Source organism: Actinomycetospora lemnae (assembly GCF_028737315.1).
Taxonomy (GTDB): Bacteria; Actinomycetota; Actinomycetes; order Mycobacteriales; family Pseudonocardiaceae; genus Actinomycetospora; species Actinomycetospora lemnae.
Window position 1 is genome coordinate 62,411 of sequence record NZ_JAQZAO010000010.1, and the last position, 21,677, is coordinate 84,087.

General features: G+C 76.4%; 25 protein-coding genes. 10 read left to right on the top strand and 15 right to left on the bottom strand.

Features of this window, described 5'->3' with window-relative positions; translation table 11 throughout:
* Window positions 1-43 precede the first annotated feature (43 nt).
* Together PGB27_RS21635 and PGB27_RS21640 are read right to left on the bottom strand one after the other, a co-directional pair.
* On the bottom strand, window positions 44-472 hold the full coding sequence (locus PGB27_RS21635; protein WP_274202486.1) for a SpoIIAA family protein: 429 nt from the start codon (window positions 470-472) through the stop codon (window positions 44-46).
* 137 nt (window positions 473-609) lie between these two features.
* The gene (locus tag PGB27_RS21640; protein ID WP_274202487.1) at window positions 610-1,392 is read right to left on the bottom strand and encodes a SpoIIAA family protein; all 783 of its coding nucleotides are present in this window, start codon (window positions 1,390-1,392) and stop codon (window positions 610-612) included.
* A gap of 377 nt (window positions 1,393-1,769) precedes the next feature.
* Between PGB27_RS21640 and PGB27_RS21645 the strand changes: the two genes are divergently transcribed.
* Window positions 1,770-1,949 (top strand): 2TM domain-containing protein, encoded by a 180-nt coding sequence (locus PGB27_RS21645; RefSeq protein WP_274202488.1) that lies wholly within the window; start codon window positions 1,770-1,772, stop codon window positions 1,947-1,949.
* 6 nt (window positions 1,950-1,955) lie between these two features.
* On the opposite strand, the gene PGB27_RS21650 is transcribed toward PGB27_RS21645, so the two are convergent.
* Entirely contained in the window at window positions 1,956-2,147 is a 192-nt protein-coding gene (locus PGB27_RS21650) for a hypothetical protein (protein WP_274202489.1), read from the bottom strand.
* Window positions 2,144-2,341: a hypothetical protein gene (locus PGB27_RS21655; RefSeq protein WP_274202490.1), complete on the bottom strand. Its 198-nt coding sequence runs from the start codon at window positions 2,339-2,341 to the stop codon at window positions 2,144-2,146. Before PGB27_RS21655 ends, PGB27_RS21650 begins: the two co-directional genes overlap by 4 nt.
* Before the next feature lie 364 nt (window positions 2,342-2,705).
* Between PGB27_RS21655 and PGB27_RS21660 the strand changes: the two genes are divergently transcribed.
* Window positions 2,706-3,311, top strand: a complete 606-nt coding sequence (locus PGB27_RS21660; protein ID WP_274202491.1) for a MarR family winged helix-turn-helix transcriptional regulator — start codon at window positions 2,706-2,708, stop codon at window positions 3,309-3,311.
* A 13-nt stretch (window positions 3,312-3,324) separates the two neighbouring features.
* Here PGB27_RS21660 and PGB27_RS21665 read toward each other — a convergent pair whose 3' ends face one another.
* Both PGB27_RS21665 and PGB27_RS21670 read right to left on the bottom strand, forming a co-directional pair.
* Complete coding sequence (locus PGB27_RS21665; RefSeq protein ID WP_274202492.1) at window positions 3,325-4,029, bottom strand: phosphoribosyltransferase; 705 nt, start codon at window positions 4,027-4,029, stop codon at window positions 3,325-3,327.
* On the bottom strand, window positions 4,026-5,363 hold the full coding sequence (locus PGB27_RS21670; protein WP_274202493.1) for a phosphoribosyltransferase family protein: 1,338 nt from the start codon (window positions 5,361-5,363) through the stop codon (window positions 4,026-4,028). The genes PGB27_RS21665 and PGB27_RS21670 overlap by 4 nt, the downstream gene beginning before the upstream one ends.
* A 214-nt stretch (window positions 5,364-5,577) precedes the next feature.
* Here PGB27_RS21670 and PGB27_RS21675 point away from each other — a divergent pair, with 214 nt between their 5' ends.
* A complete protein-coding gene (locus PGB27_RS21675; RefSeq protein ID WP_274202494.1) occupies window positions 5,578-6,363 on the top strand; it encodes a slipin family protein in 786 nt (261 codons plus the stop codon).
* On the opposite strand, the gene PGB27_RS21680 is transcribed toward PGB27_RS21675, so the two are convergent.
* Window positions 6,309-7,187, bottom strand: a complete 879-nt coding sequence (locus PGB27_RS21680; protein WP_274202495.1) for an esterase/lipase family protein — start codon at window positions 7,185-7,187, stop codon at window positions 6,309-6,311. The genes PGB27_RS21675 and PGB27_RS21680 overlap by 55 nt on opposite strands.
* A gap of 123 nt (window positions 7,188-7,310) precedes the next feature.
* On the opposite strand from PGB27_RS21680, the gene PGB27_RS21685 reads away from it, so the two are divergent.
* Genes PGB27_RS21685 through PGB27_RS21695 form a run of 3 tightly spaced genes read left to right on the top strand, consistent with a single transcriptional unit; the run spans window position 7,311 to window position 11,631 of the window.
* Window positions 7,311-8,738: a WS/DGAT domain-containing protein gene (locus PGB27_RS21685; RefSeq protein ID WP_274202496.1), complete on the top strand. Its 1,428-nt coding sequence runs from the start codon at window positions 7,311-7,313 to the stop codon at window positions 8,736-8,738.
* Window positions 8,735-10,252 (top strand): long-chain-fatty-acid--CoA ligase, encoded by a 1,518-nt coding sequence (locus PGB27_RS21690; protein ID WP_274202497.1) that lies wholly within the window; start codon window positions 8,735-8,737, stop codon window positions 10,250-10,252. The genes PGB27_RS21685 and PGB27_RS21690 overlap by 4 nt, the downstream gene beginning before the upstream one ends.
* 11 nt (window positions 10,253-10,263) lie before the next feature.
* Window positions 10,264-11,631 (top strand): wax ester/triacylglycerol synthase family O-acyltransferase, encoded by a 1,368-nt coding sequence (locus PGB27_RS21695; RefSeq protein WP_274202498.1) that lies wholly within the window; start codon window positions 10,264-10,266, stop codon window positions 11,629-11,631.
* Between the two features lie 49 nt (window positions 11,632-11,680).
* Here the strand turns inward: PGB27_RS21695 and PGB27_RS21700 are convergent, their stop codons facing one another.
* A complete protein-coding gene (locus PGB27_RS21700) occupies window positions 11,681-12,322 on the bottom strand; it encodes a response regulator transcription factor (protein WP_274202499.1) in 642 nt (213 codons plus the stop codon).
* Between the two features lie 340 nt (window positions 12,323-12,662).
* On the opposite strand from PGB27_RS21700, the gene PGB27_RS21705 reads away from it, so the two are divergent.
* From PGB27_RS21705 to PGB27_RS21715, 3 genes are read left to right on the top strand one after another with little or no spacing between them, the layout of a single operon-like run.
* Window positions 12,663-13,139 (top strand): hypothetical protein, encoded by a 477-nt coding sequence (locus PGB27_RS21705; RefSeq protein WP_274202500.1) that lies wholly within the window; start codon window positions 12,663-12,665, stop codon window positions 13,137-13,139.
* A 47-nt stretch (window positions 13,140-13,186) separates the two neighbouring features.
* Complete coding sequence (locus PGB27_RS21710; protein WP_274202501.1) at window positions 13,187-15,664, top strand: cation-translocating P-type ATPase; 2,478 nt, start codon at window positions 13,187-13,189, stop codon at window positions 15,662-15,664.
* Entirely contained in the window at window positions 15,661-16,098 is a 438-nt protein-coding gene (locus PGB27_RS21715) for a hypothetical protein (protein ID WP_274202502.1), read from the top strand. Before PGB27_RS21710 ends, PGB27_RS21715 begins: the two co-directional genes overlap by 4 nt.
* Here PGB27_RS21715 and PGB27_RS21720 read toward each other — a convergent pair.
* From PGB27_RS21720 to trxA, 6 genes are all read right to left on the bottom strand, one after another.
* On the bottom strand, window positions 16,049-17,008 hold the full coding sequence (locus tag PGB27_RS21720; protein WP_274202503.1) for an alpha/beta hydrolase: 960 nt from the start codon (window positions 17,006-17,008) through the stop codon (window positions 16,049-16,051). The two genes, PGB27_RS21715 and PGB27_RS21720, sit on opposite strands and share 50 nt — an antisense overlap.
* Complete coding sequence (locus PGB27_RS21725; RefSeq protein ID WP_274202504.1) at window positions 17,005-17,559, bottom strand: flavodoxin domain-containing protein; 555 nt, start codon at window positions 17,557-17,559, stop codon at window positions 17,005-17,007. The genes PGB27_RS21720 and PGB27_RS21725 overlap by 4 nt, the downstream gene beginning before the upstream one ends.
* A gap of 103 nt (window positions 17,560-17,662) precedes the next feature.
* Window positions 17,663-17,836: a methyltransferase domain-containing protein gene (locus PGB27_RS21730; protein ID WP_274202505.1), complete on the bottom strand. Its 174-nt coding sequence runs from the start codon at window positions 17,834-17,836 to the stop codon at window positions 17,663-17,665.
* Window positions 17,836-18,258 (bottom strand): DUF302 domain-containing protein, encoded by a 423-nt coding sequence (locus PGB27_RS21735; protein WP_274202506.1) that lies wholly within the window; start codon window positions 18,256-18,258, stop codon window positions 17,836-17,838. Before PGB27_RS21735 ends, PGB27_RS21730 begins: the two co-directional genes overlap by 1 nt.
* 83 nt (window positions 18,259-18,341) lie before the next feature.
* Entirely contained in the window at window positions 18,342-18,647 is a 306-nt protein-coding gene (locus tag PGB27_RS21740) for a dsRBD fold-containing protein (RefSeq protein ID WP_274202507.1), read from the bottom strand.
* A gap of 101 nt (window positions 18,648-18,748) precedes the next feature.
* Window positions 18,749-19,192 carry a thioredoxin gene (gene trxA / locus PGB27_RS21745; protein ID WP_274202508.1) on the bottom strand — a complete coding sequence of 148 codons (444 nt, stop codon included), beginning with the start codon at window positions 19,190-19,192 and terminating at the stop codon, window positions 18,749-18,751.
* 183 nt (window positions 19,193-19,375) lie between these two features.
* Here trxA and PGB27_RS21750 point away from each other — a divergent pair, with 183 nt between their 5' ends.
* A complete protein-coding gene (locus PGB27_RS21750; RefSeq protein WP_274202509.1) occupies window positions 19,376-20,116 on the top strand; it encodes an SRPBCC family protein in 741 nt (246 codons plus the stop codon).
* Here the strand turns inward: PGB27_RS21750 and PGB27_RS21755 are convergent.
* Window positions 20,099-21,523, bottom strand: a complete 1,425-nt coding sequence (locus PGB27_RS21755; RefSeq protein ID WP_274202510.1) for a M23 family metallopeptidase — start codon at window positions 21,521-21,523, stop codon at window positions 20,099-20,101. The genes PGB27_RS21750 and PGB27_RS21755 overlap by 18 nt on opposite strands.
* Between the last annotated feature and the right edge of the window lie 154 nt (window positions 21,524-21,677).

The following is a 21,677-nucleotide window of genomic DNA, read 5'->3' on the forward strand; positions in this document are numbered from 1 at the left end:
CTGTCCTCCCGGGTCGTGGGCGGCACCCCGCGGCGGCCGCCCGTCAGGGCGCGGCCGCCGGCGCGGCGCCCTCGTCGTGGGTCGTGCCGGCGGTGTGCGGCAGGGCCTCGAGCCAGGAGACGGCCTCGTCGAAGCCGTCCTCGCCGAAGACGCGCATCGGGAAGGACACGAGGAAGCTCGCGAGGTGGGCGAACTCGTCGACCCACCTGATGTCGCTGACGAGCGCGTAGCCCTCGATGGAGCGCCACAGCCGCGGGTGGCGCATCCACGCCTCGGCCTTGCCCCACACCGCGCCGGCCGTGAAGCCCTCGTACTCCGGTCCCATCCGCAGCAGGATCCGCAGGCGACGGCCCTCGCCCTCGGCCTCGGCCAGGAGCGGCTCCACCGTCGCCGCGTAGTCGTCCGCCGAGATCCGGCCGACGGCGTCGAAGCCCGCGATCCGGTCCGGGAGCCCCGGGATCTTCCGCAACATGTCCGCCTCCTGTCGTCGGGGCGGCCGCGGCCGGCAGGCGCGCCGCGACCTCGTGACGAGCCTCGGCCGCGCGGCAGGGCCCTCGGCAGGGTCGAACGACCGGCCGAGGGTCCCCGCGCCCGGGGACCTCCGGTCCGTCAGCCGGCGGCGCCGGCCGGCACCTCGCCGTCCCGACGCGCGTCCTCCTCGGCGGCCCAGGCGATCGCCGCGTCCAGGTCCGCGGACGGGAAGTGGCGGACGACCGGGTGCAGCGCCCTGTCGGCGATCGTCGCGCCCACGGTGGGGACGGTGCCGTCGACGGCGAGCGCCAGCCGCCGGATGCGGCGCTGGTGCCCCGCCACGAAGCCGAGGTGGCGCCACAGCGCGGCGACGTTCTCCCAGCCCGGCACGCCGGGTGCGTGCAGGACCAGGCCGCGCAGCTCCGGTGTGGTCCCCAGCTGCTCGTCGACGACGGCGGCGAGGGCGTCGATGTCGGCGGCCTGCAGCGGGCGGTCGGCCTCGACCACGACCACGCCGGTCCCGGGTCCGGTCCGCGTCCGGATGCGGGGCGCCTCGGGCAGGGAAAGCAGCCACGCCACGGCGTCCTCGCGCTCGGCGATGCCGAACACGCGCAGCGGGTACGGCACCGCGAAGGCGGCGAGACGGCACGCGGTGCGGATCCAGGAGACGTCGGTGACGACCGCGCACGCCGCGAAGCGCCCGATCGCGCGCACGCCGAGCCGGAGGTCCTCCCACAGCGCCGGCGGGGTGAGCCCGGTGTAGTCGTCCTCGACCTGGCAGAGGATGCGCATCCGGCGGTCCGTGCGCTCGGTCTCCTGCAGCATCGGGAGCACGACCCGGTCGTACTCGCCGCGGGTCAGCACCCCCGCTGCGCGGACGGCGACGATCTCGGGCGGCACGTCGGTCATCTTCTCGAGCACGGTTCCTCCTCGACCGGTCAGCGGGCCCGGTGGCGGGTCGCCCGTCGGCCAGCCCACCGCGGAGAGCGGTCGGAGCCAGGGGCGGTCGGGCCCCGATCGGGCGCCGAAGGGCCCGGGAGGGAAGGGCGAGGGGCCGATGGTCCCGGGCCGGCGCGACCAGTCGGGCGGACGGCCGGTCCCTCCGACCCTGCCCGGTCCCTCGGCACGCCCGCAGGCTGGCGCCACGAACCGGAAGGAGACCGCCATGACCACGCACGACCAGCGCATCGAGGGCGGCGGCGGGGACACGCCGGCGCCGCCACCCGACGAACTGCGTGAGCGGGCCATCGCCCGGCTGCGCAAGCGCGCCGACTTCCGCACCCACGTGCTTCGTCTACGTGCTCGTGAACAGCATGCTCGTCGTCATCTGGGCGATCACGGGCGCGGCGCTGTTCTGGCCGATCTTCCCCATCCTGGGCTGGGGCGTCGGGCTCGCCGCTAACGCCTGGGACGTCTACCGACCCGATCCGGTCACCGAGGAGCGGATCCAGCAGGAGATGGGACGCCTGCGGCCCTGACGGGCCTCAGGCGGCGTCCTCGACCACGGGCTGCTGCGGCGTGCACGGGACGCCGGCGTGCTCCCAGCCGGCGCTGACACTCCCGTCGGGAGACTGCACGAGACGGCGACGCACCGGATCGCCCGGGCGCACCGGGAACCAGCAGCGCTCGCACAGGGGCGGGGTCGGCAGGCGTGACCCGCCCGACGCCGCGCTCATGCCGGGACGGCCGCGTCCGGGCCGGGCCGGGCGCCCGGGACGAGGGCCCGTCGCGGGACGAGGAGGGCCGGCGCCTCGGCGTCCCGACCCAGGGCGGCCACGGAGCACCCGCAGGGCCAGAGGCGGTCGTCGACCCAGGCCCAGGTCGCCTGACCGCAGTGCGCGCAGCCGATGCCGTGCATCTCGAGGAACATTGACGATCCCGTCGTGAGGGTGGGAGCCGCCGGTGGTCGGGGGGGCGCGACCACCGGCGGCCGGTCCCCGGGGCCAGGAAGGACGTCGCGGACGCCCGGGGGTGACGACGACGTTAGGCACGCGACCCACGCCTGCGGCAGTCGCCGTCCGTCGCATCTTCACCGAGCTTTACGACGGCGCGATCGTCCGACGCGCGAACGATCGGGCGGACGGTCCGCGGCGGACGCGCAGTGTGCGCCCCGGCGCGCGCGCCGCGCCAGGGACCTTGGTCCCGAACCGGACGGACCTCGATGTGTGGGCCCCGAGCGGGGTCGACCGCTATCGTCGTCGGGCCCCGTCCGCGACCGTCGGGAGACGAGCCGGATGCACGAACTGGCCCGCCGGGTCCGTGAACTGATCGTCGCGTCCGACAGCTACCGCCGGACGATGGCGGCCGCGGCCGGCGTCAGCACCACCGAGGCCGCGGTGCTCGGGCACCTCCTCCACGACGGGCCCCAGTCGCCGTCGGTGGTCGCGGCCCGCGCCGGGCTCTCCCCCGCCGCGGCGACCTCCCTGCTCGACCGCCTCGAGCAGGCCGACCTCGTGGCACGACGCGATCACCCACGGGACCGGCGCCGGCTGCTGGTCGAGCTCACGCCGCGCGGGCGGGCCGCGATCACCACCATGTTCTCGATGTTCTCCGCGGACCTGCGCCACGCCCTCGAGCACGCGGATCCCCGCCTCCTCGCCGACCCCGAGCTGCGGGGGGTGGTCGCGGAGCTGATCAGTGCGATGGCCGCCGCCCTGCGCACCCGGGCCGGGGACGCCGTCGGCGTGGCCCAGGCGGTGTCGGCCGCGGTCTCCCCCGACCCGACGACCCCGGACTCGACGACCCCCGACGCCGCGACCGACGCCGCGACCGACGCCGCGACCGCCGCCACCGGGCCCACCGGGCCGACCGACCCGCCCGCCGGCGCCGACGCCCCGTGAGGGCCGCGCCGCCTCACGTCCCGCGTCGCTCCGGCAGCGGGACCGCGCGACGCAGGAGCTCCACCGCCTCGTCGTCCGGGACCTGGACGAAGTCCGCGTAGAACGTGCCCACCCCGAAGAACTCCTCCGGGGTCTGCAGGCACACGAGCTCGTCGACCTCGGCGCGCAGCTGGCCCGCGGTGCTCGCGAGGCACACGGGCGCCGCGAGCACGACCCTCGTCGCGCCCTGTGCCCGCACGACCCGGCACGCCGCCCGCGCCGTGGCCCCGGTCGCGACGCCGTCGTCGACGAGCAGCGCGGTGCGGCCCTCCAGCGGCACGCGATCCCGGCGCGGACGGAACCGGCGGGCGCGCCGGGCGATCTCGGTGCGCGCCCGCGCGACGATCTCCGCGAGCTCGGCCTCCCCGACGCCCGCGCGGTCCACGATCGCCTGGTTGAGCACGAGCACGCCTCCCTCGCCGACCGCCCCCATCGCGAGCTCCGGCTGCAGGGGCACGCCGAGCTTGCGCACGAGCACGACGTCGAGCGGCGCGTCGAGCTCCCGGGCCACCTCGGCGGCGACCGGGAACCCGCCCCGCGGCAGCGCGAGGACGACGGGGGCCTCGTCCCGCAGGTGCGCCAGCCGGCGCGCGAGGCGGCGCCCGGCGTCGGTCCGGTCCCGGAACGCCACGCTCGCCCCCGCACGCCGCCGGGTCCCGCCCGGCCGGCGGGCGGTCACGGCGCCACCGCCAGGGGCTGCGCCGACGGGGACAGGGCCCGGACGAACCACTCGCGGGCCAGCTCGACCGGGCGCGTCGGGATGTCGTGCGGGGAGTGCTCGCCCTCCGCACCGTGCGTGTGACCCGAGCCCATCACCACGCGGAGCCGGCTGTCCCCGCCCAGCTCGGCCCGCGCCGCGCGGTTCCGGTCGGCGAGGGCAGGGTCGCCGTCGCCGACCACCAGCAGGACGGGTGTCGTGACGTGCGGGAGCCACCGCGTGACGAGGTCGGGCCGACCGTCGCAGGACACCACCGTCGCGATGTCGCTCCGGCGCGCCGCCACCACGAACGCCGCGGCCGCGGCCGCGCCCTCGGCGAGGACGCCGACCGGGAGGTCCCGGCACACGTCGCGCCGGCGGGTGTCGGCGACGACGCCGGCGAGGCGGGTCGCGAGCACGTCGGTGTCGAACACGCACCGGCGCGCGATCTCCTCGCGCGGGGTGAGCAGGTCCACGACCAGGGTGGCGAGCCCGCCGGCCCGCAGGGACCGGGCCGTCTCGCGCTGTCGGGCGTCGAAGCGGCTGCTGCCACTGGCCGCGGCCAGCACGACCAGCCCCCGCGCGTCCACCGGCACCGTGAGGTGCCCGGGGACCCGGCACCGATCGACGGTCACCGCGATCGTCGCCGTCGGCTCGTCGTCGAGCGGACGCACGGGCCGGGTCGCACCGCCTCGTGAGAGCAGGGCCACGACCTCGTCGTCGCCGACGAGCGGGAAGTCGGCATAGGCCTCGCCGACGACGTGGTACTGCCGGAGCCGGTCGATGACGACGAGCTCGTCGGCCGCCGCGCGCAGGGTGGGGAGGGCCTCGTCGGAGCACGCCGGCACGGCCACCACGACCCGCGCCGCGGCCCGCGCGCGGGCGATCCGACAGGCGACCTGCACCGTGGAGGGGGCGACGGCCCCGTCGTCGACGATCACCGCGACCCGTCCGGCGAGCGGCTCGCGGGCCCGCACCGCGCGGTAGCGCTGCAGCGCGCGCTCGAGCAGGACCCGTTCCCGGTGCTCGACCTCGGTGAGCTCGGCCTCGCTCGCGCCGACCGTGCGGACGACGCCCTCATCGACCACGCGGGCACCGTCCTCCCCGATCGCCCCCATCGCGATCCCCGGCTGGAACGGCACCCCGAGGGGACGGGTCACGAGGACGTCCAGGGGCGCGTCCAGGGCCCGCGCGACGACGGCGGCGACCGGGACGCCGCTGCGCGGCAGCGCGAGGACCACCACGTCCTCGCCGGCCAGGTGGCGCAGGCGCCGAGCGAGACGGTGCCCGGCGTCCTCGCGGTCGTCGAACGTCATGGGGGCTCCCGGGGTGTCGCGGGGGATCGCGGGGTGTCGCGCACGCGGCGTCGCCCCGAGCGTCGGACCGGGGTCGGGCGGGCGGCAGGAACGACCGGCACCCGCTCCCGGGACGTCGGTCCCGCCGATCCGGCGCGTGGGGCCCTGTCCGTCGATCCGGCCCCGCGCGTCACTGGCCCGGCAGGCCCCGACGGGCCCGGGCGGAGGAGCGGTGATGAGCTTTCTCGGTGTGGCGATCGTCCGCCACTACGAACGCGGCGTGGTGTTCCGCTTCGGGCGGCTGCGGTCGACCCGCGAGCCCGGCCTGCGGTTCATGATCCCGCTGGTGGACCGGATGAAGAAGGTGTCCCTGCGGACGGTGACGATGCCGATCCCGTCCCAGCAGGTCATCACCCGCGACAACGTGTCCATCGGTGTCGCGGCCGTCGCCTACTTCCGCCGGGTCGACCCGGTCGCGTGCATCATCGCGATCGAGAACGTCCAGGCCGCGATCGGCCAGATCGCGCAGACCACGGTGCGCAACGTCGTGGGGCGCTCGGCGCTCGACGACGTCCTGTCGAACACCGAGGACCTCAACGAGTCGATCAAGGAGATCCTGGATCGGGTCACCGAGCGCTGGGGCGTGCTCGTGGAGCTGGTGGAGCTCAAGGACATCGAGCTGCCCCAGTCGATGCAGCGGGCCATGGCGCGCGAGGCCGAGGCGGAGCGCGAGAAGCGCGGCAAGGTGATCGCCGCCGAGGGCGAGGCCCTCAGCGCCGGGAAGCTCGCCGAGGCCGCCGACGTCATCGCCGAGCACCCGATCGCCCTGCAGCTGCGCAACCTCCAGGTGCTCTCGGAGATCGCCATCGAGCGCAACTCCACCATCGTCTTCCCGGCCCAGTTCCTGGACAGCGTCCGCGACCTGGGCGCCTTCGTGGCGCGGGAGACCCCGTCGGCGCCGTCGGCTCAGCCGGCGACGTCGACCAACGGTGCCGCCGACGGGGTCGTGAGCGTCGGGTAGAGCCACCGCAGCGCCGGCGGCGGGCTGAACGGCCGCCAGGTGCCCTCGGGCTGGGCGAGGCGGTCCGCGACCGCCCAGAGCACGGCCGGGTGCATGCCGAGGCCGAAGTGGCTGCCGACCACCGCGATCGACTCCGCCCGCTCCCCCGGCGGCTCCAGGCAGGCACGCCAGGACACGATGCCGTCCCACGGGGAGAGGATCGAGGTGCACGGCACCGGCAGGGGCGGCAGCTCGACCTCGGGCGGCGGCATGTCCTCCGCCGCGACGTGGCGGCCCGACACCGCCCGGTAGAAGCCCATCGCCCGGGTCTGGGCGGGGTGGGTCAGACGGACCGGGCTCCCCAGGGTGATCACGTGCCGGGTGAAGGCGGGCGCGCGGCGCGCCGTGTCGCGGGCATAGATCCCGCCGAGGCTCCAGCCGACGATGCTCACGCGACGGCCGTAGCGCTCGTGGAGCTCGGCGAGCCGGGCGGGCACGCCCTCCACGACCGCGGCGGTCGGGCCGAGGTTGCGGCCGAGGTGCCAGCCGTGGGCGCGGTAGCCGCGGTGCCGCAGGACGCGGCGCAGCGTCCGGGTCGACGCGTCTCCCGCGCCGAGCCCGGGCAGGACGAGGACGGGATGACCGTCACCGATCGGCGCGGCCCGCAGCACCGAGCGTCCGAGCGCGGTGATGCCGGACGCCCCGAGCGCCCGGCCCAGATCGGTCACGAACAGCGGCCACGACGGGGGCTCCTCCCCCGTCCCGGGCGCCCGGAGGGCCTCCTGGCCCGGGCGCCACGCCGGCGGGCCGTCGTCCCCGTGTCGTTCCTCGCGCCGGGCCGTCATGTGGACCACCTCCGCTCCGTGGCCCCCCGAACGCGGGATCGTAGGCACGCCGGGCCCCCCGGTCCAGCAGGACCGGGACGTCGGTCCCTGCCCCGCGTCCGTGCCCTCCCGGAGGGTGTCGGCATGACCGAGCGGACCCCGATCGCCGCCGAGGACGAGCTCTGGCTGCGGATCGACCGGCCGACCAACGTCCTCGGCATCGTCTCGGTCATCTGGACGGCCACCCCGGTCGACCCCGCGGCGCTGCGCCGCCTCCTCCTCGAGCGGGTCGTGGACCCCCACCCCGTCTTCCGGTGCCGTCCCGTGCTCGACGACGCGGCGGGCGTCGCGGTCTGGGAGGAGGACCCGGACTTCGACCTCGACCGCCACCTGCTCGTCGAACCCCTCCCGCCCGGGCGGCCCCGCGCCGTGCTGCAGCAGGAGGTGGGCCGGCTGCGCAGCACCCCGGTCGACCTCACGCGCCCGCCGTGGACCGTGCACCTGCTCCAGGGCTACGGCCGGGGCAGCGCGATGGTCGTCCGGGCGCACCACGCGCTCGCGGACGGCGTGCGCATGACGCGGCTGCTGCTCGCCCTGCTCGACCCCCTCGACGGCGACCGCGCCGACGCGGTGCCGGTGGCGACGCACGGCGCCGACGGGGTCGTGCCCGGCGTCCTCGACGCCCTGCTCGACGTCGGGCGCCGCCCGTGGCGTGCCGTCGGCGCCGGCCTCCGGCTGGCGACGTCGGCGATCGACACCGCGATCGAGACGGTCGCGATCCTCGGCTGGGTCAACCCGCGCACGGCCTGGTCGGGGCCGCCCGGTCCGGAGAAGACGGCCGCCTGGAGCGAGGCGATCCCGCTCGACCTGCTGGCCCACCTGGCCCACGAGGACGGGGCGACCGTGAACGACGTGTGCCTCGCCCTGCTCGGGGGCGCCATCGCCCGCGCGCACGGGGAGGCCCACGGCGGCCCGACGCCGTCCGACCTCGCCTGGATGGTGCCGGTCAACCTCGACCCCCTCGAGGCGGGGCCGCCCGAGCGCCTGGGCAACCACTTCGCGCTCGTGCTCGTCGCCCTGCCCCTGCGCGGCCCGTTCCGCGCCCGGCTGGCGGAGGTCCACGCCCGCGTCGAGCGCATCCGGCACAGCTGGGAGCCGGTGCTGACCCACGGGCTCCAGCGGCTCCTGGGCCGCGCGCCCACGTCGATCGGCACCGCGCTGAGCGACCTCCTCGCCGACAAGGCCATCGGCGTGATCACCAACGTCCCCGGCCCGCGGACCCCGATGGCGCTCGCCGGCGCCGAGGTCACCGGCCTCGTCGGCTGGGCACCGTGCAGCGCCGACCAGGTGCTCACCGCCTGCATCGTCAGCTACGCCGGCGCCGTGCGGATCGGCTTCGGCGCCGACCTGTGCCGCGTCGGCGACGCCCGCGTCCTGGTCCGCGCGCTGGACGACGAGCTGGCCGCCGTCCTGCGCTCCCGCCGGTGCGGCCGCCGGCCCACGCCGCCCGACCCGCCCGGCCCGCCCGACCCGCCCGACCCGTCAGCCCCGAGCCCGAGGAGGGCACGATGAGCCTCAACCTGGCCGTCCTGTTGCGCGAGTCCGCGCGGCGGCGTCCCGACCACACCGCGATCATCGCCGACGAGCACCGGCTGACCTGGGCCGAGCTCGACGCGGCGGCCGACCGGATGGCCGAGGGTCTGCGCCGCCACGGGCTGAGCCCGGGCGACACCGTCGCGCTGCAGCTGCCCAACGTGCCGCAGTTCGCGATCGCCTGGTTCGGCATCCTCAAGGCCGGCCTCGTCGCCGTCCCGATGAACGTGCTGTTCAAGGACCGCGAGGTCGCCTACGTGCTCGCGCACTCGGAGGCCCGGACCCTGCTGACCTGGCAGGACTGCGCCGAGGCCGCGGCCAAGGGCGCCGCCGAGGCCGGGGTCACCGACGTGTTCACCCTCGGCCGGCCCGACGCCGAGGACCTGCCGGGGCGGCCCTTCGAGGAGCTGCTGGCCGACCCGCCCGACGACCCCGACGGCGTGCTCGTCCCGCGCGACCCCGGCGACGTGGCCGCGGTGGTCTACACCGCGGGCACGACCGGTCGCCCCAAGGGCGCCGAGCTCACCCACTTCCAGCTGTTCATGAACGCCGACACCCCGGGCCGGCTGTTCGGGATCCGCGACGACGACGTGGTCATGGTCGCGCTGCCGCTGTTCCACGTCTTCGCCCTGTCGAGCCAGCTGGACGTGTGCGCGCGGTTCGGCGCCACGATGACGCTGGTGCCGCGCTTCGAGCCGGGGCGCGTGCTCGAGGTGATGGAGCGCGACGGGGTGACCGTGTTCGAGGGCGTCCCGACCATGTACGTCGCGCTGCTCGAGCACCCCGACCGGGCCACCCGTGACCTGCAAGCCCTGCGTGTCGGCATCTCGGGCGGGGCCCCGATGCCCGCGGAGGTGCTCGACTCGGTCGAACGCGAGTTCGGCATCGTGGTCCTCGAGGGCTACGGCCTGTCCGAGACCGCCTCGACGACGACGTTCAACAGCAGCGCCGAGGACCGCCGCATCTACAGCGCCGGCAAGCCCATCTACGGGGTCGACGTGGAGGTCCGCAACCCGGACGGCCACCGGCTCCCCCACGGGCCCGACCACCTCGGCGAGCTCGTGGTGCGCGGCGTCAACGTCATGCGGGGCTACCGCGGCGACCCGGAGACCACCGCCGCCACGCTGGTCGACGGGTGGCTCCACACCGGCGACCGGGGCTACATCGACGAGGACGGCTTCGTGTTCGTCGTCGGCCGGACCTCCGAGCTGATCATCCGCGGCGGCTACAACATCCATCCCCGCGAGGTCGAGGACGTGCTCTACACCCATCCCGCCGTCCGCGAGGCCGCCGTCATCGGGATCCCCGACCACCGGCTCGGCCAGGAGGTGCACGCGGTCGTCGCCCTGCGGCCGGGCGCCGACGCCTCCGAGCAGGAGCTGATCGCGTACGTCCGCGAGCGGGTGGCCTCCTACAAGTACCCGCGGTCGGTCGAGTTCCGGGACGAGCTGCCGACCGGCGCCAGCGGCAAGATCCTCAAGCGCGCGCTGTGACCGCGGAGCCGATGACCCCGCTGGACGCGGCCTTCCTCGAGCTCGAGGACGCCGAGCCCGAGGTGTCCATGGCGATCGCCTCGATCGCCGTGTTCGCCGGGCCGGCGCCGGCCGTTGAGGAGTTCGCGGCGCACCTGGCCGGGCGCCTCCCGCTCATCCCCCGCTACCGGCAGAAGGTGCGGCGGGTGCCCCTCGACCTCGGGCCCCCCGTGTGGGTCGACGACCCGGACTTCGCCCTGCGGCACCACCTCGTCCGTGTGGCGCTGCCGGCGCCGGGCGGCGACGCCGAGCTGACGGCGCTCATGGGCCGGGTGATGGCCGCGCGTCTCGACCGGGACCGCCCGCTGTGGCGCTACTGGCTGGTCGAGGGGCTCGCCGACGGCCGGTGGGCCCTGATCTCCCAGGTCCACCACTGCATGGTCGACGGCGTGTCCGGCACCGACCTCTACGGCGTCGTGCTCGACACCGGGCCGACACCGCGCCCGCCCGCCGCGCCCACACCCGCCCCGCTGCGGGAGCCGTCGGCCGCCGCCCTGCTGGTGCACGCGGCCCGCGACCTGCTCGCCCAGCCGCTGGCGGTGGCGCGGGACGCCGCCGCGCTGCTCGTCCACCCCGGCGAGGGCGGGCGCCGCGTCGCCGCCCTCGCGCGGGGCGGCACCGCCCTGCTGACGAGCCTGTGGCCGACCGCGCCGTCCTCGCTGACCGGCCCGCGCCACCGGCCGCGGCACTACGCCGTCGCCCGCGGCCGGGTCGACGACGTCCGGGCGATCCGGCACCGGTACGGCGGGACGTTCAACGACGTGGTGCTCGCGGCGGTCACCGCGGGCTTCCGCACGCTGCTGCGCTCCCGCAGCGAGGAGCCCGTCCGCGCGGCGGTCCGGACCCTGGTGCCGGTCTCGGTGCGGGCCCGGGGCGACGAGGCGTCCCGCGGCAACCAGGTCTCGCTCCTGCTGCCGCAGCTGCCCGTCGAGGTCGACGACCCCGTCGAGCGGCTGGCCGCGACCGTCGCGGAGCTGGAGGCGTGCAAGGCCGCCCACGAGGCCGAGGCCGGCCTCCTGATCACCGAGATGGTCCGTCACGAGCCCTACGCCCTGGTCGGTCGCGGTGTGCGGTGGGCCTCCCGGATGTCCCAGCGGTCGGTCGTCACGGTCGCCACCGACGTGCCGGGACCGCGCGAGACGCTCTTCGGCCTGGGCCGCGAGCTCCTCGAGATCATTCCCTACGTCCCGATCGGCAGCACCGCGCAGATCGGGGTCTCGATCATGACCTACCGCGGCGGGCTGGTCGTCGGGCTCACCGGCGACGAATCGGTCGAGGACCTCGACGTGCTCGCCCGCGCCATCGAGGACGAGCTGCGCCTGCTCGCCGCCGAGCCGTGACCGATGAGCCGTACCGCCGGACCGTGACCCGGTCAGGCCGGGGCCACCGTCAGCCGGCCTCCTCGCTCTTGACCTTGTTGGCCAGGACCGCGGCCTGCACCCGGCGCTGCATCCCCAGCTTGGAGAGCAGGGCCGAGACGTAGTTCTTCACCGTCTTCTCCGCCAGGAACATCCGCTGGCCGATCTCCCGGTTGGTCAGCCCCTCGCCGATGTAGCCCAGCACCTCCCGCTCCTTGGCGGTCAGCTCCGCCAGCGGGTCCGGCGCCTCGGTGCGCGTCCGGAAGCGGTTCATCAGCGCCGACGCGGCGCGCCCGTCCAGCAGCGACCGCCCGGAGCCCACCTCCCGCACCGCGTTGACGATGTCGTTCCCGCGCACGTCCTTGATGACGTAGCCCGAGGCCCCCGCCAGCACCGCGTCGAACATCGCCTGCTCGTCGGTGAACGAGGTCAGCATGAGACACGCCAGCTCCGGCATCCGGGAGCGCAGCTCCCGGCACAGCTCGATCCCCGTCCCGTCGGGCAGCCGCACGTCCAGCACCGCCACCCGCGGGCGCAACGCCGGGATCCGCGCCAACGCCTCGGCCACCGACCCGGCACCGCCGACGACCTCGAGGTCGTCCTGGGCGTCGAGCAGGTCGGCGACACCCCGCCGCACCACCTCGTGGTCGTCCACCAGGAACACCGTGATCACGGCACTATCCTCCACTGCAGCTCTGCGGGTTCGCGAGGACGGACCCGGGGACGTGACGACGACGCCCCGTGGTCGGTCAGGGGCGGGACCGGCGACGGCCGCCCGAGGCGCGCGACGAGGTCCACGCCGACCAGCATCGACCGTCGCGGCCACCGTGGACAGGGTCGAACGTCCCGACGATCACGGGACCGCCGGGGCCCGCCGCCCGGCACCTCCGGCCGGGACGTGCGACCGGTCCACGCGATGACCGAACGGCCGCCCCGGCGGGGCCCTCCGCCCGTGGGCAACGGCCGCCCCGGCGCGGAACCGTCGACGCCGACACCGACGCAGGGGGGCGAGCATGACGACGAGCACCGCACGGGCCGCGTACCGACGGGGCCGTGCGCGTCCGGGGCGACGCCCGGCGGGGCCGTGGACGACGGCGGCCCGCCTCGCGTTCGGCGGCTTCTTCCTCGCGATGGCGGCGTACAACGCGGTGGTGGTCGCGCCCCACGCCACCGACGCCTACCGCGGGGTCGCCGCCGTCGCGTGGCCGGGCGTCGACCGCCTGGTGCTCGACCTGGTCGTGCCGTGGGCGACCCCGCTCGCGGTGGCCCTCGTGGTGTTCGAGGTCGGGGTGGCCGTCCTCGTGCTCTCCGCCGGTCGCGCGGTGCGCGTGGGCCTGGTCGCCGCGGTGGTGTTCATGATCGCGCTGGCTCCGCTGATGTCGTGGTACGAGCTGGCGAACGTCCCGCTCGTCGCCCTGGCGCTGGTCCTGCTCACCCGCGAGCACGACCGGGGTCTGCTCGCCGTGCTGCGCGGCTCTCCCCGCCCGTGACCTCCGGCCCTGGTCCGCGCAGCGACCCCCGCGCACCGTCGGGTGCCGTGACGACCATCGCCTCCCGGGAGGGGCTCACCGACGCCGAGGCCGCGGTGCGCCTGGTGCGGGAGGGCCCGAACGAGCTCCCGCGCCCGCCGCGGCGCTCGGCGGCACGCCGGGTGCTCGCCCAGCTGACGGACCCGCTGGTGCTGGTCCTCCTCGTGGTCGCCGCCGTCACCACCGCCATCGGCGACCACGCCGACACCGCGGTCGTGCTGCTCGTCGTGCTCGGCAACACCACCGTCGGCGTGGTGCAGGAGATCCGCGCGGACCGCTCCGTCGAGGCCCTCGACCGGCTCGGCGCGGCCCGCGCCCGGGTCCGGCGCGAGGGTACGGTGCGGACGGTGCCGGCCCGGGAGGTCGTGCCCGGCGACGTCCTCGCCGTGGCCGCCGGGGACGTGCTCGCGGCCGACGGCACGGTCCTCTGGGGCGAGTCGCTGCAGCTCGACGAGGCCGCCATCACCGGGGAGTCGCTCCCCGTCGAGGCCCACCGTCCCGGGACGGAGGTCCTCTCCGGCAGCGTCGTCACCCGTGGGCGGGGCGAGGTCCTCGTCGGGTCGACCGGGCCGTCCTCGGCCATGGGACGCATCGCCGAGGGCCTCGTGCGCACCCGCTCGCGGCGGACCCCGCTGCAGCACCAGCTCGCGGCCCTCGGACGCCGGCTCGCCCTCGCGGCCGTCGTGGCCTGCGCGGTCGTGTTCGCCCTCGGTCTCCTGCGCGGCGAGCCCCCGGTGCTCATGCTCGTCGCCGCGCTGAGCCTCGCGGTGGCGGCCGTGCCCGAGTCGCTGCCCGTCGTCGTCACCCTCGGGCTCGCCCTCGGCGCCCGGCGGATGGCCGAGCGGCACGCGGTCGCGCGGAGCCTGCCCGCCGTCGAGACCCTCGGCGCGGTCACCCTGCTCGCCACCGACAAGACCGGCACCCTCACCGAGGGCCGGCTCCGCGTGGCCGAGACGTGGCCCGAGCAGGACCTCGACGAGCTGGCCCGGGCGGCGGTCCTGTGCAACGACGCCCCCGCCGTGCCCGACGCCGACGCCGGGCCGGGGACCGACCCGCTCGAGGCTGCGCTCGTCGACTGGGCGCGCTCCCGAGGGGTCGACGTCGCCGCGGTGCGGGCCCACCACCCGCGGCGGGGGGCGGTGCCTTTCGACGCGGTCCGCCGTCGCATGACGACCTGGCACGACGGCGGGTCCGACGGCGGGGACGATGCGGTCCTCGTCGTGGACAAGGGCGCGCCCGAGACGGTGCTGCCGCCGCCCGGGACGTCCGAGCGGGCCGACCACGCCCGGCGGTGGGCCGAGGACGCCGCGACCCGCGGGCTGCGGGTCATCGTCGTGGCCACCGGCCGCCGGGCCGACGTCCCGGGTGACGGGGACGAGGACGCCGACGTCGGGCAGGGCCTCGACGTCCTCGGCGTCCTCGCCCTCCGGGACCTGCCGCGGGAGGCGGCGCGCGACGCCCTCGCCGGCTGCCACCGCGCGGGCATCCGCACGGTGGTCCTCACCGGCGACCACCCCGGCACCGCCGCCACGGTCGCCGCGCAGGTGGGCCTCACCGGGCCGGGGGGACGTCCCGCGCGGGTGGCCGTCCCCGACGGCGCGGGCCACGACGGCGACCTGCTCGACGCCGACGTCGTCGCGCGCTGCCGGCCGGAGCGCAAGCTCGACCTCGTCGCCGGATGGCAGTCCCGCGGCCAGGTGGTGGCGATGACCGGCGACGGCGTCAACGACGGGCCGGCGCTGCGGCGGGCCGACATCGGGGTCGCCATGGGTCGCCGCGGCACCGAGGTCGCCCGCCAGGCCGCCGACCTCGTGCTCGCCGACGACGACCTGAACACCGTGGTGGCCGCCGTCGACGAGGGCCGGCGCATCCACACCAACGTCCGTCGCTTCCTCGCCTACGCGCTGGCCGGTGGCCTGGCCGAGGTCCTCGTCATGCTCGCCGGCCCGGTGATCGGGGTGGCGCTGCCGCTGCTGCCGGGCCAGATCCTGTGGATCAACCTGCTCACCCACGGCCTGCCCGGCGTCGCGTTCGGCACCGAGCCCTCCGAACCGGGCGCGATGGCGACGGGTCCACGCCGGCCCGGTGCCTCCGTGCTCGCGGGCGGCCTCTGGGTCGGGGTGCTGGTGGTGGGCGCGGTGGTGGCCGCGCTGACCGTGGCCGTCCTGGTCCTCGTCGGCGATCCGGAGCCGCGCAGCGCCGCGTTCGTCACGCTCGGTCTCGCCCAGCTCGGCGTCGCCGTCGGGCTCCGGGCACGACGGCCACGCGGCACGACGTCGCCGGGCCCGGACTGGCTGCTCATCGCGGTCGGCGGCGCGGCGCTCGCCCAGGTCGCCGCCGTGACCGTCGCCCCCCTCATGGCCCTGCTGCGCACCACCACACCCACCCCCCTCGGCTTCGCGGCCGCGGGCGCGGCCGCCGTCGTCGCCGGCCTCGTCGCACGCCTGCTCGCGCGGCCGAGGGTCATCGGAGAGGAACGACCATGATCACGATCCCCCGCCTCGAGGCGGACGCGGCCCGCCGCGTCCTCGTCCTGCTCGAGGGCCTGCTCGGGGCGAGTGCCGTGTACGGCGGCATCGGTCTCCTGACGGGCACGCTCGGCATGAGCGACGCGTGGCTCGCGGGCACGCCCTTCACCAGCTGGCGCTGGCCCGGGATCGCCCTGCTCCTCGTGGTCGCGGTGCCGATGCTCGCCGCGGCGGTCCTCGAGCTCCGCCGCCACCACCTCGCGCCCTCCGCGTCCGTGGTCGCCGGCGTGCTGCAGGTCGGGTGGATCGCGGTCCAGCTGCTGGTCATGCAGCGGTACTTCGTGCTCCAGCCGGTGGTCCTCCTCGTCGCCGCCGCGATCCTGCTCGTCGCCGGGCTCCGGGTCACCGGGGGGACGCGGCGAGGCGCTCCGGAGCACGCCGATCCTCGATGAGGTGTCGACGCAGGAACGCGAGGTGCTCGGCCGCGACCTCGTCGAACGTCCTCCCGTGGTAGACGTCGAAGTGCCCGACGGGGAGGAGCTTGACCTCGGCGCGCGGCGCCCGCGCCGCCCGGTCCGCGACGAAGCGCCACGAGATCTCCGTGTCGTCCCGGGCCAGGGTCACGAGCAGCGGCATCCCGAGGCGCTCCATGGTGCCCGCGCGGTACCGCGGGGCGTGCAGCAGGAAGCGCGGGGTCACGCGGTTCTCCCAGGTGGGGCTGGTCGTCTCGAGGTCGTGGAACCACCCGGCGAGCCCGGGATCGCTGAAGACCGCCCGGTCCATCGGTCCGAAGACCGCGATGTAGTGCGGCGACCGGTGCAGGAGCCCGCGCGCCTCGTCGACCACCGCCGCGGCGACCAGCCGCGCGGTGGCGCGGGCGACCTCACCCCATCCCAGCCCGCGCTGCGCCATCTCCCGTCGCAGGTCGCCCCGGCCCCGCCACACGTCCAGGGCGGGGACGTTCGCGACGACGGCGGCGATCGACGGGTCGTCGGCGGCGAGCTCGACGACGTGGCTGCCGCCCAGTGACGACCCCCAGAGCGCGACGGCGTCCCCGTCCACCTCGGGCTGCTCCCGGGCGAGCTCCACGGCGCGGCGGAGATCGGCACGCTGGCGTGCCGCGTCGACCAGCTGGCGCGGGGAGCCGTCGCTCTCCCCGAAGTGGCGGTAGTCGAAGAGGAGCACGGCGAGGCCGCCGGCCACGAAGCGTTCGGCGTAGGACGGGAGGAGCGCGTCCATCGTCCCGGAGAACCCGTGCGCCATGACCACGCAGGGCGCGGGCGCGTCGCCGGCGGGCCGGTGGAGGCGACCGCGGCAGGTGAGCCCGCCGGAGGTGAACGCGACGGGGCGGGTCGCCGTCATGCCCGGGCGGCGGGCGCCCGGTCACGGCGACCGGTCGGGGCGGGCAGGGTCGTGAGCACCCGGGCCACCCCGTCGGTCCAGGTGTCGATGCGGTCCCAGTCGCGGTAGTCGCCGGCACCGCGGGTGAGGGCGAACATCAGCAGCCACCCGAGCAGCGGCAGGTGGTCGTCGCGGATCACCCCGCTGACGACGAGGTGGTCGCGGAAGCTGACCCGGTCGGTGAGCTCCTCCACCAGCAGCGCCGGCTGCATCCCCGCGAGCAGGGACCACGGGAACCGCAGCGCGGCGGGCATCCCCACGCTGAGGAGCCAGACCGGCTTGGCGGCCAGCTCCGGGGCGTGCTCGGCGACGAACGCCCGGGCCTCGGGCAGCCAGCGCTGGCCGTGCACGGCGCTGGCGATGACGAAGGCGTCGAAGGACTCCGGGGCGGCCGTGTGGGCGAGCTCCTGGACCTCGACGTCGAGGCCGTACCGTCGCAACCGGGCGCCGACGTGCTCCGCGATCTCGCGGGTCGACCCGTGCGCCGTGGCGTACCCGACCAGGACCTTCATCGTCGGCCTCCTCGTGGTGTCGTGTCCGTCTGATGTGTCGGGTGCCCGGGCTCGCGGCGGAGCTCGACGAGTGCGTCGACCGCATCGCGCGTCGGCTCCCCCGTCACCCCCGCCCCTCCTCGGCCAGCCACACCGCGTTGCGGCCCTCGCCGCACGCGAGGTCGAGCGCCCGGCCCGTGGCCCGGCCCGCCAGGACCTCGTGCACCCACCAGTTGGGCGTCTCGCTCCACAGCAGGTCGCGGTCGGCGTACCGCGCGTCCCACGCCGTCGCGTCCATCAGGGCCGTCCCCCGCCGGGTCCGGCCGGGGCTCCGGTCGCGGTCGCCCCGGCCAGGGCGTCACGGACGCGCTCGAGGCGGGCGCGTGCCTCCTCCGCGATCGGTGACAGCTCGGGGGTGCCGGTCATCGTCACCATCGCGCGCGGGTCGAGCATCTCCACCAGGCTCGTCCCGCCCTCCGCCCGCACCGTCACCGTGCAGGGCAGCAGCAGGCCGACCGAGCGGTCGACCTCGAGCGCCCGGTACGCCAGCGAGGGGTTGCACGCGCCGAGGATCACGTAGTCCTCGAGCTCGACCCCGAGCTTCGCGTCCATCGTGGCCCGCACGTCGATCTCGGTCAGCACGCCGAAACCCTCGGCCGCGAGCGCCTCGCGCACCCGGGTCACCGCCTCGGCGTACGGCAGGTCCAACCGTGTCTCCATCGTCGCTCCTCCTCCACCGGCGCCGTCGCTGGTCCGCGGCGGACGCGCTCGGTCCTCGGGTCCGCCCTGGTCGACGTCCGTGGTCACGGCGCGGTGGTGGACGGCGGCGTCAGGGCCGGGCGGCCGTAGGCGTTGGCGAAGGCGTCCTCGAGCGCGTGGTCGCCGAGCCGGTGACCCAGCTCGACCAGCGCCCGTGCCGCGGCCACCTGGTGGCCGATGATCGCCACCGCGGGGTGGTCGGGCCAGCGGACCGCCCGCCCCTCGCTGGCGAGCACCTCCCCCGGGCCCACCACGTCGTCGGGCGTGCTGTCGAGGACGGCGCGCGCCCAGGTCGCGCGGTCGTCGTCGTCGTCGAACGTCACCGTGACCGTCCAGGTGCGGGTCGTCATGTCCCGACCCTGACCCGGTCCGGGGCGCAGGGGACGGGGCCCGCGGACCGGCCTGACGGGCCGAAGGTCCCCCGCGTGGCGGCGCGCCCAGGACGCCGCGGTCAGCGGTGCGCCGCGTCCCGGCCCGCGAGCTCCGCGCCGATCCACGCGAGGAGCCGGTCGGCCGGGACCGCGCCGACCTGGCGCGCGACGACGCGTCCGTCGCGCAGGAGCAGGAGCATCGGGATGCTGCGGGCGTCGTACCGGGCGGCCACCGACGGGGACCGGTCGACGTCGACCTTGACCACCTTGAGCCGCCCGGCGTACTCCCGCGCCGCGCGCTCGACGACCGGGGCGACCATGCGGCACGGCCCGCACCACGCCGCCCAGAGATCGACGAGGACGGGCAGGCGAGCGCGCTCGGCGAGGTCGGCGAAGTCCTGGTCGTCGGCGTCCACGATCCAGGGCAGCGGCGCGCGGCAGTGCCCGCAGCGGGGGCTGCCGGCCGCGGTGGGCGGGATGCGGTTGGCGCGCCCGCACTGCGGACAGGACACGGGGTCGGACACGGCCGCAGCGTCCGGCACCCGCCGGGGCCACGACAGGGCCGCTCGGGCGCCCGGGCCGGGTCCTTCGGCGCCGCGTCGGCGCCCCGGGTCCCTGTGCCCGTCCGTGGCCCCCCGGCACCGTGCCCGTGTGCGTACCGACACCGACACCACGGACGACCGGCACCCCGTACACGGGTCCGGGCGATGACGCGGGTCGGCCGGCCGCTCGCCACCGCGGCGCTGATGGCCGTCGGCTACGGCGCGCTGGCGCACCTCGGCCGGACCGCCGGGAGCACGAGGGCCGAGCGGCAGCGCGCCCTGCCCGGCGACGACCTCTGCCCCGATCCGCAGATCGTCACCACGCACGCCGCCACGATCGACGCCCCGCCCTCGCGGATCTGGCCGTGGCTGGTGCAGATGGGCTGGGGTCGCGGCCAGTGGTACACCGCGCGCTGGGTCGACCGGTTGCTCTTCCCCGCCAACGGCCCCAGCGCCGACACCCTGCGCCCCGAGCTGCAGCACCTGGCGGTCGGCGACCGCATCCTCGACGGGCCGCCCGAGGCGCACTGCGCGTTCGTGGTCGAGCGGCTCGACCCGTCGCGCCACCTGGTGCTGCACTCCACCGAGCACCTGCCGCCGGGCTGGGCCGAGCGCTGGGGCGCGGCCATCGACTTCTCCTGGGCGTTCGTCCTCGAGCCGGTCGGCGCCGACCGCACCCGGTTCCTGTTCCGCACCCGGGCCCGACTGCGGCCGTGGTGGGTGGCCGCGCTGTACCAGGCGTTCGTCGTGCCCGCGGACCTCGTGATGTCCCGGCAGATGCTGCGCGGGGTCCGGGCCCGGGCCGAGGCGACGACCGACGCCGCCGTGTCCCCGCCGCCGTCCTTCGCCGCGGCGTCGCCGTGCTCGCCCTGCTCGTCGCCGCCGGCGTCACCGCCCGGGTACTGACCAGCCCGCCGGGGCCACCGCGTCGCCCCGCCGGACGTCGGCGACGGTCGCGTCGGCGAAGAGGATCGGGAACGTGCGGATGCTCCGGTCCTCGACGTCGAAGGTCGGCCTGTTCTGCACCTGGAGGTGCAGGTGCGGCTCCCCGGAGCTGCCGGAGTCACCGACCTGACCGATCACCTGGCCCCGCCGGACCTCCTCGCCCGGCCGGACGCGGACGCTGCCCTGCCGGAGGTGCCCGTAGAGGACGTGGCGGCCTCCGCCGATGTCGAGGACCACGTGGTTGCCGGCCATGTCCCGGCGGGTGTAGCCACCCACCGGCAGATCCGGCAGGCCGTCGACGACCTCGGTGATCCGCCCGTCGGCGACGGCGAGCACCGGCTGTCCGAACACGGCGAAGTCCTCCAGGCGGGTCCCGTCGCCGCGATGGGTCCGGCCGTCGACGAGCACGACCACGTCGACGGCGTCGCGCTGCACGGTGAGCGTCCAGTGGTTGTTGACGAGGGCGCTCCGCCCGGCGGAGATCGCGTCCCACCGGCCCGGCAACGGCAGGCCGATCGTGACCGGATCGCGGGGCGCACCGACCGTGCCCACGAGCTGGGCGACGAGGACGACCGAGCCGAGCAGGGCGAGCACGTTCGTCACGACCGAGACGCGTGGCCTCGGCACGGCGACGAGGGCCGCGGCGAGGGCGAGGCCGGCGAAGAACGCCACGGTGACGAACGGTTCGGCGCCGGGGAGGTAGGACCGCCAGACGACGAGCGTCCCGGGGAGCCCGGCGGCGGCGAGGACCGCGAGGAAGATCCCGAGGTTCGCCGCCTGCAGGCCGTGGGCCCGCTCCGTCAGCCGGCGCGGGGAGCACGCACCGAGGCGCACGCGGCGCACGGCCATCACGACGGGCAGGGTGACGGCGAACGCGACCATCGCGATCACCAGCTCGCCCGCCCGGAGGGCGCGGACACCGGCGACCAGTGCGGTCACGCCCAGGATCAGCTCGCGGTGCCCGACGATCGCCGGCGCCGGGAGGTCCCGCGTCTCGGCCAGGCGCGGGAGCACCACGCACACCGCGGCGAGGGCGCCGAGGACGAGTGGTCCGTCCTCGAGGGGCACCCTCCCGAGCAGGAGGTCCGCGCCGATCGCGACCGGGACGAACGCGACGCCCGCGAGGACCGCCAGGGCGAGGTTGCGCCGGGACGCGACGACGCCGCGCTGCGGGTGACGGGCGTCGGGCTCGACCGAGAGCGCCACGAGCAGGCCGAGGACGGCGACGGCGACGAAGGCCGGCAGGTCGAGCACACCGAGGGCGGTGGCGGCGAACCACAGCACCGCCGCGCCACCGGCGATCCCCACGCGCGCGGCGTGCCCGGTGTGGCCGGGGCCCCGAGCGGTCCGGGTCTGCGTCGTCGACATGCGCTCCTCCGTGGTGGGGTGCTCGCGAGCGGTCGATCAGGACGTGGCGGCGGGCATCTCGTCGCGGGCCCGCAGGATCTGCCACGACACGCGGGTCCCGCCCTCCGGCCGTGCGATCGCCACGAGGTCGCGCGGCCCGGTCACGGCGATGGGG